The organism is Moraxella catarrhalis, assembly GCF_001656295.1.
GTDB lineage: Bacteria > Pseudomonadota > Gammaproteobacteria > Pseudomonadales > Moraxellaceae > Moraxella > Moraxella veridica.
Genome location: NZ_LXHE01000004.1, coordinates 1 through 15,332, shown reverse-complemented (window position 1 = coordinate 15,332; position 15,332 = coordinate 1). Strand labels below are relative to the sequence as shown.

At 42.3% G+C, this 15,332-nt stretch carries 16 protein-coding genes; 9 read left to right on the top strand and 7 right to left on the bottom strand.

Annotated features, from left to right (window positions below):
• The 4 genes from AO382_RS02885 to AO382_RS02875 form a co-directional block, all read left to right on the top strand.
• On the top strand, nucleotides 1–792 hold a 792-nt coding region (locus tag AO382_RS02885), incomplete at its 5' end, for an RNA-guided endonuclease InsQ/TnpB family protein (RefSeq protein ID WP_081261348.1).
• Nucleotides 793–804: 12 nt separating this feature from the next.
• On the top strand, nucleotides 805–999 hold the full coding sequence (locus tag AO382_RS10985) for a zinc ribbon domain-containing protein (RefSeq protein WP_081261310.1): 195 nt from the start codon (nucleotides 805–807) through the stop codon (nucleotides 997–999).
• 367 nt (nucleotides 1,000–1,366) lie between these two features.
• Complete coding sequence (gene metK / locus AO382_RS02880) at nucleotides 1,367–2,527, top strand: methionine adenosyltransferase (protein WP_064618024.1); 1,161 nt, start codon at nucleotides 1,367–1,369, stop codon at nucleotides 2,525–2,527.
• 90 nt (nucleotides 2,528–2,617) lie between these two features.
• Nucleotides 2,618–2,953 (top strand): DUF3144 domain-containing protein, encoded by a 336-nt coding sequence (locus AO382_RS02875; RefSeq protein WP_064618022.1) that lies wholly within the window; start codon nucleotides 2,618–2,620, stop codon nucleotides 2,951–2,953.
• Between the two features lie 43 nt (nucleotides 2,954–2,996).
• Here the strand turns inward: AO382_RS02875 and lolD are convergent, their stop codons facing one another.
• Together lolD and AO382_RS02865 are read right to left on the bottom strand one after the other, a co-directional pair.
• Entirely contained in the window at nucleotides 2,997–3,674 is a 678-nt protein-coding gene (gene lolD / locus AO382_RS02870) for a lipoprotein-releasing ABC transporter ATP-binding protein LolD (protein ID WP_064618020.1), read from the bottom strand.
• Nucleotides 3,675–3,682: 8 nt separating this feature from the next.
• Nucleotides 3,683–4,927 (bottom strand): lipoprotein-releasing ABC transporter permease subunit, encoded by a 1,245-nt coding sequence (locus AO382_RS02865; protein ID WP_064618018.1) that lies wholly within the window; start codon nucleotides 4,925–4,927, stop codon nucleotides 3,683–3,685.
• A gap of 279 nt (nucleotides 4,928–5,206) precedes the next feature.
• On the opposite strand from AO382_RS02865, the gene AO382_RS02860 reads away from it, so the two are divergent.
• Both AO382_RS02860 and AO382_RS02855 read left to right on the top strand, forming a co-directional pair.
• The gene (locus tag AO382_RS02860; protein ID WP_064618016.1) at nucleotides 5,207–5,728 is read left to right on the top strand and encodes a copper resistance protein NlpE; all 522 of its coding nucleotides are present in this window, start codon (nucleotides 5,207–5,209) and stop codon (nucleotides 5,726–5,728) included.
• Between the two features lie 320 nt (nucleotides 5,729–6,048).
• Nucleotides 6,049–7,551, top strand: coding sequence for a mechanosensitive ion channel family protein (locus AO382_RS02855; RefSeq protein ID WP_064618014.1), 1,503 nt, complete (start codon nucleotides 6,049–6,051; stop codon nucleotides 7,549–7,551).
• Nucleotides 7,552–7,686: 135 nt separating this feature from the next.
• Here AO382_RS02855 and AO382_RS02850 read toward each other — a convergent pair whose 3' ends face one another.
• Nucleotides 7,687–8,949, bottom strand: a complete 1,263-nt coding sequence (locus AO382_RS02850; RefSeq protein WP_064618010.1) for an NRAMP family divalent metal transporter — start codon at nucleotides 8,947–8,949, stop codon at nucleotides 7,687–7,689.
• A gap of 296 nt (nucleotides 8,950–9,245) precedes the next feature.
• On the opposite strand from AO382_RS02850, the gene AO382_RS02845 reads away from it, so the two are divergent.
• The gene (locus tag AO382_RS02845) at nucleotides 9,246–10,223 is read left to right on the top strand and encodes a hypothetical protein (RefSeq protein ID WP_064610582.1); all 978 of its coding nucleotides are present in this window, start codon (nucleotides 9,246–9,248) and stop codon (nucleotides 10,221–10,223) included.
• Between the two features lie 83 nt (nucleotides 10,224–10,306).
• Here AO382_RS02845 and AO382_RS02840 read toward each other — a convergent pair whose 3' ends face one another.
• On the bottom strand, nucleotides 10,307–10,978 hold the full coding sequence (locus AO382_RS02840; protein WP_064618008.1) for an alpha/beta hydrolase: 672 nt from the start codon (nucleotides 10,976–10,978) through the stop codon (nucleotides 10,307–10,309).
• A 245-nt stretch (nucleotides 10,979–11,223) separates the two neighbouring features.
• Here AO382_RS02840 and AO382_RS02835 point away from each other — a divergent pair, with 245 nt between their 5' ends.
• Together AO382_RS02835 and AO382_RS02830 are read left to right on the top strand one after the other, a co-directional pair.
• Nucleotides 11,224–12,117 (top strand): neutral zinc metallopeptidase, encoded by an 894-nt coding sequence (locus tag AO382_RS02835; RefSeq protein WP_064618006.1) that lies wholly within the window; start codon nucleotides 11,224–11,226, stop codon nucleotides 12,115–12,117.
• Between the two features lie 32 nt (nucleotides 12,118–12,149).
• The gene (locus AO382_RS02830; RefSeq protein ID WP_064618004.1) at nucleotides 12,150–13,019 is read left to right on the top strand and encodes an ATP-binding protein; all 870 of its coding nucleotides are present in this window, start codon (nucleotides 12,150–12,152) and stop codon (nucleotides 13,017–13,019) included.
• 28 nt (nucleotides 13,020–13,047) lie between these two features.
• Here the strand turns inward: AO382_RS02830 and AO382_RS02825 are convergent, their stop codons facing one another.
• The 3 genes from AO382_RS02825 to AO382_RS02820 all read right to left on the bottom strand — a co-directional run.
• Complete coding sequence (locus tag AO382_RS02825) at nucleotides 13,048–14,202, bottom strand: ribonuclease Z (protein ID WP_162270569.1); 1,155 nt, start codon at nucleotides 14,200–14,202, stop codon at nucleotides 13,048–13,050.
• 131 nt (nucleotides 14,203–14,333) lie between these two features.
• On the bottom strand, nucleotides 14,334–14,528 hold the full coding sequence (locus AO382_RS10980) for a zinc ribbon domain-containing protein (protein WP_081261310.1): 195 nt from the start codon (nucleotides 14,526–14,528) through the stop codon (nucleotides 14,334–14,336).
• A gap of 12 nt (nucleotides 14,529–14,540) precedes the next feature.
• Nucleotides 14,541–15,332: RNA-guided endonuclease InsQ/TnpB family protein (locus AO382_RS02820; RefSeq protein WP_081261348.1), on the bottom strand; the 792-nt coding region annotated here is incomplete at its 5' end.

The window sequence follows — 15,332 nt, the reverse complement described above, 5'->3', positions numbered from 1 at the left end:
TTTGGCAAGTCGTTATCTCGTACCCAAATCCAAAGTCAGCTCGTCAAGAAAAAGAAAACAGGCAAGTTTGCATGGCTAAACGAAGTTAATAGCCAATCGTTACTAAATGCCTTGCTAAATGTCTATACCGCCTTTACCAATTTCTTCAAAAGTCGTACCAAGTTTCCACGCTTTAAATCTAAAAAAATCCCACAGCGAAGTTATCAATGTCCCCAACATTGCACCATAAATTTTAAACAAGGCATCATCAACCTACCCAAAACCAAAGGCATCAAAACCGTATTTAGCCGTGAATTTGTTGGCAATATCAAAACAGTTACCATCACTAAGACAGCCACAGGCAAATACCATGCAAGTATTTTAGTAGAAAACAATGAAGTTGTACCAACACCCACCACAATAGAGCCTAGCCTAACTGTTGGTATTGACTTAGGCATCAGCCACTTACTTAACTTATCAGACGGCAGCAAATTTGATAACCCAAAACATTTAGCCAAAGCCAGTCAAAGACTTGCGATACAACAAAAAATCTTTGCTCGCAAACAAAAACAAAGTAAAAACCATCAAAAGCAAAAGTTAGCCGCCGCTCGTATTCATGAAAAAGTACGCAACCAGCGTTTAGACATACACCACAAAATCACGCATAGCCTCATCTGTGAAAACCAAGCAACAAGCTATGCACTTGAAGATTTGGGTGTCAAAAACATGGTAAAAAACCGAAAACTTGCCAAAGCGATTCATGATGTGGGCTTAGGGCAATTTGTTACCTTGCTTACTTACAAGGCAAATTAGTATGGCAAAAACATTCTAAAAGTAAATCGGTTCTTTGCCAGTTCTAAAATTTGCTCGCATTGTCATCACAAATTAGACAGTCTGCCGTTGTCAGTCAGGCATTGGACGTGTCCTAGCTGTCAAACACAGCATAACCGTGATACCAATGCCGCAAACAATATACGCAAGCAAGCGTTAGCTGATGCACTAGGACTTAGTGTTGTATAAAGAGTTCCCTCAGTATAATACTTATCAGCGTAAGTGTACTGGCGAAAGATAGCAACTCAATCTAAGCTTAGGTTGTTATGGGTCGCAAAGATTCCCCCACTATAGCCTTTGGCTTAGTGGTGGGAGTATGTCAATATGAATAATTTTCATTGGTATTTATGGGCATTTTGGCGTATAATTTTCCACCAAATACCTTTTATTAATGATTAATCTACAATCATTGCCCCACTCTACAGTCGCAGACTGCACCGTGATTATTTTTATTTGTGTGAACGGTATTTATTCTGTCAAGCCTAAAAAAGCCACCAGAATTTGCACAATTTTTATTTTATTTTATTTTATTTTATTTTTTATGAAGTGAAATCTTATGAACTACTCAGTATTTACCTCAGAATCTGTGAGTGAAGGTCATCCAGATAAGATGGCTGACCAAATCTCTGATGCACTGCTTGATGCCATCTTGACTCAAGATAAAGATGCACGAGTTGCCTGTGAGACCTTAGTCAAGACAGGCGCTGTCGTCTTAGCGGGCGAGATCAGCACTCATGCTAATATTGATGTTGAAACGATTGTGCGTGATACCGTCAATAAAATCGGCTACAATCATTCAGATTTGGGCTTTGATGGCTCGACTTGTGCGGTGATTAATATGATTGGCAGGCAGTCACCTGAGATTGCGCAAGGCGTTGACAGACAGCGCCCAGAAGACCAAGGCGCAGGCGACCAAGGTTTGATGTTTGGCTATGCCACCAACGAAACTGATGTGCTGATGCCTGCTCCAATTCAGCTGAGCCATCGTCTGATGGAGCGTCAAGCTGAGCTGCGCAAAAATGGCACTTTGCCTTGGCTGCGTCCTGATGCCAAAGCACAGGTGACTATGCATTATGACGATCAGTTCAAACCTTTTGCTGTTGATGCACTGGTGTTATCAACGCAGCATGATCCTGAGATCAGCCAAAAGCAGCTGCAAGAAGCTGTCATGGAAGAAATTATCAAAAAAGTCATTCCATCTGAGCTACTGCATAAAGACACGCTTTACCACATCAATCCAACGGGTAAGTTCGTCATCGGTGGTCCTGTGGGCGATGCAGGTCTGACAGGTCGCAAAATCATCGTGGATACTTATGGCGGTATGGCACGTCATGGCGGCGGTGCTTTTAGCGGTAAAGACCCTTCCAAAGTCGATCGAAGCGCTGCTTATGCTGGACGCTATGTCGCCAAAAACATCGTCGCCGCAGGCTTGGCTGAGCGCTGTGAAGTACAGGTGAGCTATGCAATCGGTGTCGCTGAGCCGACATCCATTTCGGTGAATACTTTTAATACCGGTAAAATCAGTGATACCGACATCGTCAAGCTGATTCGAGCGCATTTTGACCTGCGTCCGTATGGTATTACGCGTATGCTAAATTTACTACAGCCAATGTATGAAATTACCGCAAGTTACGGTCATTTTGGTCGCCAAGGCTCAGATACTGCCTTTACTTGGGAAAAAACGGACAAAGCACAATTGCTGCGTGCGGCGATCTAAATGACCCAGATAAGCCTTGAGCAAGCCGATCTCAAGGCTTATCACGCGCCAAATAGCCTAAAATCATCAAATCACCCAAAAGGATAGCACATGAGTGACACTAAAGAATTTAATGAAGAAGAATTTCAAGATCAAATGAATGCATTTTTTGAGCGTGCCGATGCCGTCATTACGCTTGCTAACAGCCAGCTTTCGCCGTCATCACACGCAGGGCAAGTGGCGGCCAGCCTCAATTATGCTGCCGCAAGATTTGCTGTCTCGGCGGCGACCATCGGCTTTGTTAAGGGTAGCGATCTTGCCAAAGAAAAAGATGACATCATCAAATTCTACACCGAAAAATACCAGCAAATGCTCTCTGAAAATCTAGAACAATATATCGAAAACTTTGATCAGTACACTCAGCTTGCCAAAGGGGCACAGTCTTAAAACTTCCATAAAAAAAGCAGGAAATCTTCCTGCTTTTTTAAGTTTAGCTCGCCCATTGACCACTTTTCATCTCAAGAATTTTGTCAGCTTGGGCTGCCAGATGCCGATCATGGGTCACCATCAAAAGCGCCATGCCAATAGACGCTTGAAGCTCACTTAACAGCCCAAAGATCGCTTGTGCATTTTCGTCATCCAAGTTACCCGTCGGCTCATCTGCCATCACCAAGGCAGGCTCTGTCACCAAAGCGCGCGCAATGGCGACACGCTGACGCTCACCGCCTGACAGCTCACTGGGACGATGATGCAGTCGATGCCCAAGTCCGACGCGCTCAAGTAAATCATTAGCGCGTTTTGTCGCCTCTTTGATACTCACATCGCGGCGCATGAGCAGTGGCATGGCGACATTTTCGGTGGCGCTAAACTCTGCCAACAGATGATGAAACTGATAAATAAATCCCAAATAGCGATTACGCAGCTCTCCACGCTTAGTCTCATTAAGATGGGTAAGGCATTGCCCTTTTAGCCAAACCTCACCTGTGCTTGGCGTATCCAATCCACCGAGTAAATGTAGCAAGGTTGATTTGCCAGAACCACTACTACCGACGATGGCGATGCGTTCACCTGCCTGAACTTGTAAATCCAAACCTGATAGAACGGTGGTTTTAATTTTACCTTCATCATATACTTTGCTGATATTTTTGGCGTGTAAAATGGTCGTCATGCTAATCCTTATTCATATCTTAAAGTTTGTGCAGGCTGAATTTTCGACGCCCTTAACGCAGGATAAATTGTCATCAAAAAACTTAATAAAAATGATGCCGTTGTAATTAATACCACATCCACAATTTCAATCTTGGAGGGTAAAAAATCAACAGCATACACACTGCCATCAAATAAACTTACGCCAAAAATACGGCTCACAAATAATAAAATATCATTGATTGACAAAGCCAATGCCACGCCAAGCACTGTACCAACAACTGTACCAATCACGCCAATAATCATGCCTTGTACCATAAATACTTGCATGATAAGCTTGGGCGATGCACCAAATGTCTTTAAAATGGCGATGTCTGATTTTTTATCAGTCACCAGCATAACAAGACTTGAGACGATATTAAATGCCGCAACAACCACAATCAAAAACAACAAAAGCCCAATCATGGCTTTTTCCATCTGGATGGCACTAAATAAATTCCCATGTGTGGTTGTCCAGTCGCTTGGGAATAATGGTAATGAGTCAATGCCTGCTGCGTTATTTGCCACTTGAGGTGCTTTAAAAATATCGTTTAGCTTCATACGCAGACCTTGCGCACCTTCGGGCAAGCGAAGCATCACGCCCGCATCACGCATCCGCACAAAACCCATCATGCCATCAATTTCGCTGCTGATATGATATACTCCCACCAAAGTAAATCGCTTAAATCTTGGAATAACGCCTGCTGCTGAGGGCGAGGCCTCAGGCAAAACCAAAGTAACCTTATCTCCCAACTTAAGTCCCATGTCAGAGACAATAGACTCACCTAATATAATACCAAATTCACCGACATGTAAATCATCCAAACTGCCTGCGGTCATATGCTCATCAATGATAGAAACTTGCTTTTCGTAATCAGGCTCAATGCCAGAGACCACGATTCCAGTCACCTGACCTTCAGCAGTTAACATACCTTGTAGTTGAATATAAGGAGCAACTGCTTGCACTTCTGGATTTTGCATTTTGATTTTTTCGGCAAGCTCTTGCCAATTTGTCAAAATCTCTGTCGAGGTGACTGAAGCTTGAGGCACCATACCAAGAATGCGTGATTTAATTTCATGGTCAAAGCCATTCATTACCGACAAAACCGTGATAAGCACTGCAACCCCAAGCGTCAGCCCAATGGTTGAGATAAAAGAAATAAAGGAAATAAAGCCATTTTTACGCTTAGCTTTGGTATATCTAAGCCCAATAAATAACGCCAAGGGACGAAACATAAGCTGTGTTCCAAACGATACAATCGTGCTAGTTTAGCACTTTTTTGGACAAATACCAAACATCGCATAAAAATTGGTTTTGTTGCGTTTATGTATCTGTATGACAAGTTTCTTGCTAAAACAGCTTTTTTATGTCAGAATATAGAAAAAGTATATACTTATATTTTTAACTTTAAATAGATCTGCTTTTTTATGCAGATGAATTGTATGAAGTTTATCAGCTTGGCATGCTGGATATAAATTTTAAGTAATCATCAAATTTTTAAGGAATTTATCATTATGAACATGAAATCATCATTAGTGCTAGTTATGCTGGCAGGCTTGTCATTGAGTGCATGTAATAAAAAAGAAGAAACCGTTGTTCAGCCCAATGAACCTGTTGTTGCCACAGCTGATGCTGCTGTCGTTGATGCTACCGCTACCGATGCTACCGCTACCACTGACACACACCAGCCTGAGGTTGCTGTTGTTGATGGCGTGGGCGTATTACCACAATCTTCTTATACAGGTACTTTGCCTTGTGCTGACTGTTCTGGCGTTCAAACCGACCTAACGCTTAATTCTGATGGCACATTTGTGATGAAGCAAGATTATTTGGGCAAGCCTAACGGTCAAGTAACCATTCAGGGTACTTATGACATCAATGGCGTGGATAATCAATATGTCCTACTACACCCTAATGATCATGCTGACACGCCTCCTTATTTGATTTATATGGATAAAGACAGTGTTCAATTTCGTGATTTAGAAAATGGCGAAACACCGACACCTAGCCACACCCTGCTTTTGGTCAATCCTTAAATTAAGCAATCAAATGAATGAAAAAACCTGTCAATGTGTGGCAGGTTTTTTTGGGTAATGGCTGTTTTACTATCTTGATGTTTTACTATCTTGATGTTTTACTATCTTGATGTTTTACTATCTTGATGTTTTACTATCTTGATGTTTTACTATCTTGATGTTTTATTATTTTGATGTTTTATTATTTTAAAAACTCTTCATTGACCAAATGGTCTTTTTAGATAGATAAACTAATATCTTAATCAAATATCTTAAATTAAAGTATCATTAACCAAACCTGCAACCATAAACCAAAAATGACGACTTAACATAGCGAATGAATGATGATAAAAAAATCCGTGCTTGTTTTACTTAGTTTTTTGGCATTTGTCAGCACATCACCCAGCTATGCCATTGATGAGCTGGTCATTGCCCAATTAACCAATCCATCAGCAGCCACCGATGATAACAAACCTGCCAACAATGCTGACGATACCCCCATTGCCAGTCAAGCCACACCGATTGATGATGCCCAAATTTACGATCGGATTTATGGCATTTTTTCTGAAGTGGACGGATTATCATCGGTCAAAGTTACCGTCAATCAAGGTGTTGTAAAATTATCTGGCGAAACCGCTAACGAAAAAAAAGCCACGCAAGCAGTCAAATTAGCCAATCGCATCAGTGGCGTTGTCACGGTAGAAGATGATATCAGTCGCACCTTGGATATTCAAGATAATGTCACGCCTGTTGTTAATGATTTGGTCAATCAATCAAAAGCAGGATTAAAAGCATTGCCTTTATTATTGGTAGCATTATTGGCATTTGCCTTGGTGGCATGGCTTGGCGGTTGGCTGTCTCGCCGTGAGAAACTTTGGCAACGCATTACGCCAAATCCTTTTATTGCAGAACTTTTAGCTCAAACGGTTAAAGTCGTTTTTATTGTGTTAGGTTTGATACTAGCCTTGAGCTTGATGGGTGCAGAAGCCATCATCGGTACGCTTCTGGGCGGTGCTGGGGTGCTTGGGATTGCAGTGGGTTTTGCGGTTAAAGATACCATTGAAAACTATATCGCTTCTTTGATGCTAAGCATCCGCCAACCTTTTCGGGCAAAAGACCATGTGGTCATTAACGATGAAGAAGGCATTGTGGTACGATTGACCAGCCGCGCCACCATTTTAATGACCTTAGATGGCAATCATTTACGACTACCAAACTCAGAGGTATTTAAAGCAACCATTTTAAATTATACCAAAAATCCTGAAAGGCGTTTTACCTTTGAGCTGGGTGTGGATGCCAATAACGACCCATTAGCAGCGATTAAAGTGGGGCTAGATGCCATTTATACACTGGATTTTGTCCTAAAAGAACCTAAGGCGGTTGCTGTGATTAATGAGGTGGGCGACTCAAATATTATTCTTGAGTTTAGAGTGTGGGTTGACCAAAGTAAAACAGACTTTTCAAAAGCTCGCAGTATCGCCATTCGTGAAACCAAGCACGCTCTTGAAAATCAAGGCTTTAGCTTACCTGAACCAATTTATATGCTAAACTTTGATCAAGCATTAGAAGATGCGGTTATCAATCTTGCAACCCATCTTGTCCCAACTGCCCCATCGCCCAAAACGACGCCTGATATTTCTATCAATGATACCGCCCCAATCGGTGACACCGAACGCCAAAAACAAATTGCTAAAGTGCGTGCCGAAAAAATACTCAATGAAAATTGTATGAATGATATTTTAGATACCGCACCCGATCCAGAAATATGGCACAGAGTTGAGGCTGAAATTCGTAACCGTTCAGGCGAAAAAGATTTATTGAGCAATAATAGCCCACAAGAATAAGCGTTCATTGTTTCAAGTTTATTGGTGTTATTACTGATCTAATATCAATGACTGGTCATTATAAAAAAGGGCTGATGGTTTCAGCCCTTTTTTAATTTTAGTTTATTTTATTGGCTTATTCTGTTTATTTGCTTGCTAGCCAAAAACGCCCATGGTATTGGCAACATATAACAAAGCAAATCCAAGCAAAAACATAAAACCGATGATTGACAACGCTTGAATGCCAGATGACAGCTTTTGTTCTGAGCGTACCAAAGAGTAGTTTAGCCACGCAAAAACAGGTGCAGACACAAACGCAGAACTCATGGCAAATTTGAGCATATTACCAAGCTGACCTGTAAAAAAAGCAATGACAATAAACCCACCAAACACCGCCCACGATATCCAAAATATCAACTGACCACGGCTGATTTCATGCTCACCCTTTATCAATCGCCAGCATTCAGCATTGGCACGCCCATAACCATCACCCGAGGTGAGGGTGGTGCTAAACATGCACATAAACGCAATAAATGCCACTAACAACCGTGACCATTCACCAATGGTGGCAGTGTACATGTCAATCAATTGCCCAACATAAGCACTGCCAGCGGTTTGAATCTCTTGCCCTGAACCGTACTGAACATACACACCCAACGCCAAAAAAAGCACCGCTAAGATGGTTGATGTGGCAAAACCCACATTAAAATCCAATCTTCCTTGTTCGTGGGTGGTGTGGTCAGTTTGGATTTTTTTAGCCGTCCACATAGAAGTAATCACAGAAAATTCAAGCGGCGCAGGCATCCAGCCGACCACCACCACAATAAAGCTCAAACTTGCCAGATTCCAAGGACTAGGCTCAACAAAATCCGCCGCCATGACAGTGGGTTTGCCTGCTGCGATAAACACCGCCGCAACCGTGGTTATCGCCAACGCCAAAATGATGATTTTGGTTATGCCATCTAACACATTGTAACGCCCAGCAATCAACAACACCCAAGAAATTGCCAGCACAATAGCCGACGCTGTTAAAGGCGTTAGCCCCAAACTTGGAAACATAAAGGTTAAAATCACCGCTGACATTAGCCCAACCGCCGCCAAAGTGATGATGGAGGAAATGACTGATAAAATAAAATACACCCAAAGATAGACTTTGGATTTTTTGGCATAACCTGCAATTAGACTGTCGCCTGTGTCATACACATAATCGATGCCAAAACGAAAAAAAGGATACTTCAGCACATTGGCCAAAATAATGACAATGGCAAGTTGCCAACCGAATAATGCTCCCGCTTGTGTTGATGACACCAAATGCGATGCACCAATGGCAGCCGATGCCATCAAAATTCCAGGGCCAAAGGCCTTCCAATTAATCTTACTAATCCTGCCAAGAGAATGGCTTTTTATTTGAGTGGTCATGAGTGTTCCTAACGATAACTGTGGTTTGATACCATGGTTAAAGATAAATTTTCGTGTTGCGAATTAATGAATGATATCTTTGTGATATTAAATGATTTCATTTATTAATACCATGTTGCTGCACTTTGTACTTTTATTAGCATACTTTACCATCAAATCACTGTATTGACCAATGAATATTATTTCATTCATCTTGAAAAAATTTTTAGTGTGTACCTATCCTTAATACCTACCAAGTGCTTGAGATTTTTTAACCAATCCCCATGTAGATAAATAGTTATCTATGAGTAGTGATTATGAGCAATCAGACCATTCGTTATAATTATACGCACGAAATCGCCCCCACCAAAGTTGATTTACCCCATGATGAAAATGCCAGCCATGGCGACCATTGGGCAATTTTGACCAATGACATTGCCCAAGATGTGCCAAATTGGCTACAGGCAATGTTGGATAAAGCAACCTTACCCAAAGGACTTTGTCCACAAAATAGTACCGATAATGCCAAACTGCTTTTGGGTATGAATGAACCTTGTCATATCAAACAAATTTTAACCATCAAAAACGGCTCTCCCCAAGCTTTTATTAATGCTTTTCCTGCGGTTAATAGCCCCTATGGTTTAACTTGCCAAATTGAGCGTATCATTCGCTGTGATACCACATCAGACGCCATTTTATGCCTAAAAACGCCTGATGGTGCGGTCATTTATGCATTTGACCAATTGTATGCCGTCAATCGCACAGAGTATCGTACACCCAAAAAATACTTTGTTAATTTTAGTGCATTGGCGTATCATATCGAGCCAAGTAACCAAGAAGAGACAATTGTCATTGAGGACCAAGAAGCCATTCGCCATCACCGTGCTTTTAATGATATTGTTGCAAACAATGGCGGTCAAATCCCTGATGATATTGATGAGCAAATCCGTCAATGGCAACCAAAAGACCATGAATCTGGTAAGCCGTTTGCACCTGTTGAGATTAATTTGGGGCATATGTGTGCTTATTTATACGGTGAAACCTTTGGTCAAGAAGATGAAGCTTGGTGCCAAGGGCAGGTTTTGGGCAAATCAAGCACAGAATTTTTTGGCAAACCGATGACCTTATTTGATGTGGTCATTTTGCGTGAACCTGATGCCGACCCTTTTGTGGTGCGTATTGCAGCTGTCAGTACTGAGCAAACAGACGCCATTCAGGTACATGATTATATTCAAGCGAATATTTGGCTACAAGCTGCCATTTATGAAGCCAATCAAAAACCGCATCAAAAGTAGCCATTCACTTAAAATTACCCATCACAATACCTAATCGCATGGGTATTGTGATGGATTTTTATCATCTGCTTGATTCAATCGTATCAGCTTTTAATTAAGGCATTTAGCCAATCGCCAATACTTGTTATTTGTGGCAAACAGACCTGATGAGCCATAGGATAAGTGGTATAAATAGGATTTAAGCCAAGCTTTTTTAGGGACTCTGCAGCTTGCACACCCAAGGCGGCAGGTACAACATCATCAAAATCCCCATGGTCAATCTTAACGGCAACCTGATGATTTACTGGGATTGATTGGATTTGTTCAGATGTGGCAAAATAAGTTGACAGTGCCAAAAGACCGCCAAGCTTGCGTGAATTGGTTAAAACATTATGATACGCCACCGCACCCCCTTGTGAAAATCCTGCGATGATGATATTTTGGCTATCAATACCTTTGGCAATCTCATCATCAATGATCTCATCAATCATCGCACTTGAAGACATGATTTGCGCCACATCGACTTTACGATTTAAACTCATCTCCAAAATGTCATACCAAGCAGGCATGACATAGCCGTTATTAATGGTGACAGGGATTTTTGGGGCATGGGGAAAAATGAAACGAACGGCGGCATCTGTTGCTAAACTAAGATTAGGCACAATCGGTTCAAAATCATGACCACTGGCACCAAGCCCGTGCAGCCATATCACCGAATGCGTGATGGGCTGAGCAGATGGATTATGTTCAACCACTACCGAAGTTAATTTTGACATATATTAGTTCCATTATCCTAAAAATAAGTTGGTTCATCATACGATGATTACCAATAAATTGCAATCAAATCAAAGATGCCAAACGCTCATATTGACGCTAAATTCTTAGGTGATAAATTGATGATTCTGCCAGATAGTGATATGATATGGGCATCTGACCTATGGGTGATGCGTGCTAGCAGTTCTTAGGATGACTTAGCAGGTGTATTAGGGTCAATGTTATGGTTTATTATTTGGGATAACTTATGCAGTGGCGTGGACGCAGACAAAGCAGCAATATCGAAGACAGACGCGGCGGCGGCGTCAAAAAAGTCGGCGGCGTGAGTATTTTTGGCTTAATCATCGCCATCATCTTATGGCAGGTATTTGGTATCAGTCCAGAGACCACTTTGGGTGTTGCTCAACAAATCCAAGGACAAACAACCACGGCCCCCACTCATGAAACCGCTGATATGGCAGAATCCAGAGCGTTTGTTGCCACAATTTTGGCAGATACTGAAGATGTTTGGACGCCAATTTTTGCCCAATCAGGACATCACTATCAGCCACCAAGTTTGGTTTTGTTTAGCGGTGCTGTCCAGTCTGCCTGTGGGTCAGCCACTTCAGCCAGTGGTCCATTTTATTGCCCTGCTGACCAAAAAGTATACCTAGATACACAGTTTTTTCGTGATATGCGTACACAAATGGGCATTACTGGTGAAAAAAACCATACCGAACTGACACGCCAAGACCAAGCCGCTGATTTTGCTCAAGCGTATGTCATCGCCCATGAGGTTGGTCATCATGTCCAAACCTTGCTTGGCATTTCTCAACAAGTACGCCAAGCCCAAATAAAAGCCAATCAAACGGTAGCCAATAATTTATCTGTACGCTTAGAATTGCAAGCGGATTGCTTTGCAGGCTTATGGGCACGACACAATCATGAGCGTACACAATTTTTACAACAAGGTGATATTGAAGAGGCTTTAGATGCTGCCGAAAAAATCGGTGATGATTACCTACAACATAAAGCTCATGGCCATGCCGTCCCAGATAGCTTCACTCATGGAACCAGCACCCAGCGTAAAAACTGGTTTTATAAAGGCTTTGAAACAGGCGATGTGCATCAATGTGACACCTTTTCTACAAACCAAATTTAATCTTTCATCTGACATTATCCGACGGAATTTATATGCAACTGCCTGATCATCTGATCCAGCTACTCACTCAATATCTGACCGAACACACCCACCAGCCCATCATCATCGACCCTGAGGTTTTGGCTTATCGATGGGTTGGTGGCACATCAGGCAATCTTGAGCCTATCAACATCAGCTTTGGTCGTAGTTTGGCGGATTTACTTGGTATTGATACCCAAAAAACTAAACTCATCAACAATACCAAGCAGTTTTTGGCTCGCCTGCCTGCCAATCATGTACTGATGACAGGCACACGAGGCGCAGGCAAATCATCACTGGTACGGGCATTGCTTCAAGCTTATCATTCCCAAGGGCTGCGTGTGATTGAGGTTGCCAGAGATGATTTAAAACATCTTGGTAAAATTCGTCATGCCATCAAAGAGTCGGTCAATCAAGGCAATACCAATCGCTATCTTGTTTATTGTGATGATTTGGCGTTCAATGCTCAAGATGAAAATTACCGCACCCTAAAGTCAATCTTAGATGGCTCACTTGATAGCGAGCATAGTCAGCTACTTGTCTATGCCACTAGTAACCGCCGCCATCTATTGCCACAAATGATGAAAGATAATATCAGTATTTATAATGGCCAAACCGATGAAGTGAACCCTTATGAAACCATTGATGAGACAGTATCTTTATCCGACCGCTTTGGGCTGTGGCTATCATTTCAGCCAATGAACCAATCATTATACTTACAAATTGTTGAGCATGAACTGACAAAGGTCAATATCACCTTTGATGATTTTGCCCAATCTCAAGCCTTACAATGGGCGAGCAGTCGTGGCGGTCGTTCTGGTCGCATCGCATATCAGTTTGCTCAACATTGGATTGGTCAAACTCGCCTAGCCCAAAGCCCTTAGCCGATTAATTTATCCCAATCTGATAAGCCTAAATCTCCAAGCCATCAGGTGCGCCATGAACACTCATGATGCCTTCTTTGGTGATGGATACCGTCATCAGATCCTCAGCCAAGATGAGTCTGCCGCCATACACTGATTCAGTTTCGGCGCGGATATGTCCCATATTTGGCTTGGAGCTGTCAGGATCATCAAAATTTAAAAATCTGGCGCTAAAATGTGTCAAAATCAAATTTGGCACTTGCATCTCATCTGCAAAGCTGCCTACCGCATGTGCACTGCTATGCTGCGGATCAAAAACCCCTTTGGCTAAAATCTTATCCATCACCGCCTGCGTATAGGTCGCCTCATGAATTAATAAGCTTGCGTCTTTGACCGCATCTGTCAAGCGCTTGGGTGCATCATTATCGCCTGCGATGACGATTTTTTGGGTGATGGTCGATCGATTAAGATAATCAGATGGGTAAATGATTTGGTTTTGGGTGCAGATTTTGGGCTCGCCACTTTTTAGGATGCGTCGCCAATATGAGTGGTCAATGCCATCTTGGGTGAGTCGCTCGGTATTGAGCTGTAATTTATCAAGCTGTTGGGTGATGGCAAATCCATAGCACTCAATGCGGTGGCTCATCGGATAAATCGCCACATCCGCACGCCACTGCTCGCCCATCTCAAGTCGCACGCCCTGTGATAATACCGCCTCAATCTCGATCATCTCAAGAGCGTAGCTAGGATTCATCTGAGTCAGCGCCTGCCCTGCACACACAAACGCCAGCACGGACGCTGGCGCAATCAGCTTAAGAGACTCTTTTCGTCCATGCATCGCAAGACTTGACAATAAGCCAAGCAAGCCATAGCAATGGTCGCCATGTGCATGCGTGATAAAAATCGCCCTAAGCATCGACGGCTTATGATGCGTATATAGCAAGCGATGCTGCGTGCCCTCACCACAATCAATGAGTATCCAAGGCGTTGATTTGCCTGCCTTGGGCTGCTCACCTAGTAAAGATATCGCAAGCCCTGAAACATTGCGTGATTTGGTGGGTACACCGCTTGATGTGCCCAAAAAAGTCAGCTCAAACATATCTACCGCCCCACCGTCGCCTATCAAGATGTAAAGGAATTGATTATAGCAGGTTTTAGTAAGGCTGTGAGCTTTGATAAGGCTTGATGAGGATTGTATTGACATACTCCCACCACCAAACCTAGTGGTTATAGCGGGGGGGGAATCTTTGCGACCCATAACAACCTAAGCTTAGATTGAGTTGCTATCTTTCGCCAGTACACTTACGCTGATAAGTATTATACTGAGGGAACTCTTTATACAACACTAAGTCCTAGTGCATCAGCTAACGCTTGCTTGCGTATATTGTTTGCGGCATTGGTATCACGGTTATGCTGTGTTTGACAGCTAGGACACGTCCAATGCCTGACTGACAACGGCAGACTGTCTAATTTGTGATGACAATGCGAGCAAATTTTAGAACTGGCAAAGAACCGATTTACTTTTAGAATGTTTTTGCCATACTAATTTGCCTTGTAAGTAAGCAAGGTAACAAATTGCCCTAAGCCCACATCATGAATCGCTTTGGCAAGTTTTCGGTTTTTTACCATGTTTTTGACACCCAAATCTTCAAGTGCATAGCTTGTTGCTTGGTTTTCACAGATGAGGCTATGCGTGATTTTGTGGTGTATGTCTAAACGCTGGTTGCGTACTTTTTCATGAATACGAGCGGCGGCTAACTTTTGCTTTTGATGGTTTTTACTTTGTTTTTGTTTGCGAGCAAAGATTTTTTGTTGTATCGCAAGTCTTTGACTGGCTTTGGCTAAATGTTTTGGGTTATCAAATTTGCTGCCGTCTGATAAGTTAAGTAAGTGGCTGATGCCTAAGTCAATACCAACAGTTAGGCTAGGCTCTATTGTGGTGGGTGTTGGTACAACTTCATTGTTTTCTACTAAAATACTTGCATGGTATTTGCCTGTGGCTGTCTTAGTGATGGTAACTGTTTTGATATTGCCAACAAATTCACGGCTAAATACGGTTTTGATGCCTTTGGTTTTGGGTAGGTTGATGATGCCTTGTTTAAAATTTATGGTGCAATGTTGGGGACATTGATAACTTCGCTGTGGGATTTTTTTAGATTTAAAGCGTGGAAACTTGGTACGACTTTTGAAGAAATTGGTAAAGGCGGTATAGACATTTAGCAAGGCATTTAGTAACGATTGGCTATTAACTTCGTTTAGCCATGCAAACTTGCCTGTTTTCTTTTTCTTGACGAGCTGACTTTGGATTTGGGTACGAGATAACGACTTGCCAAA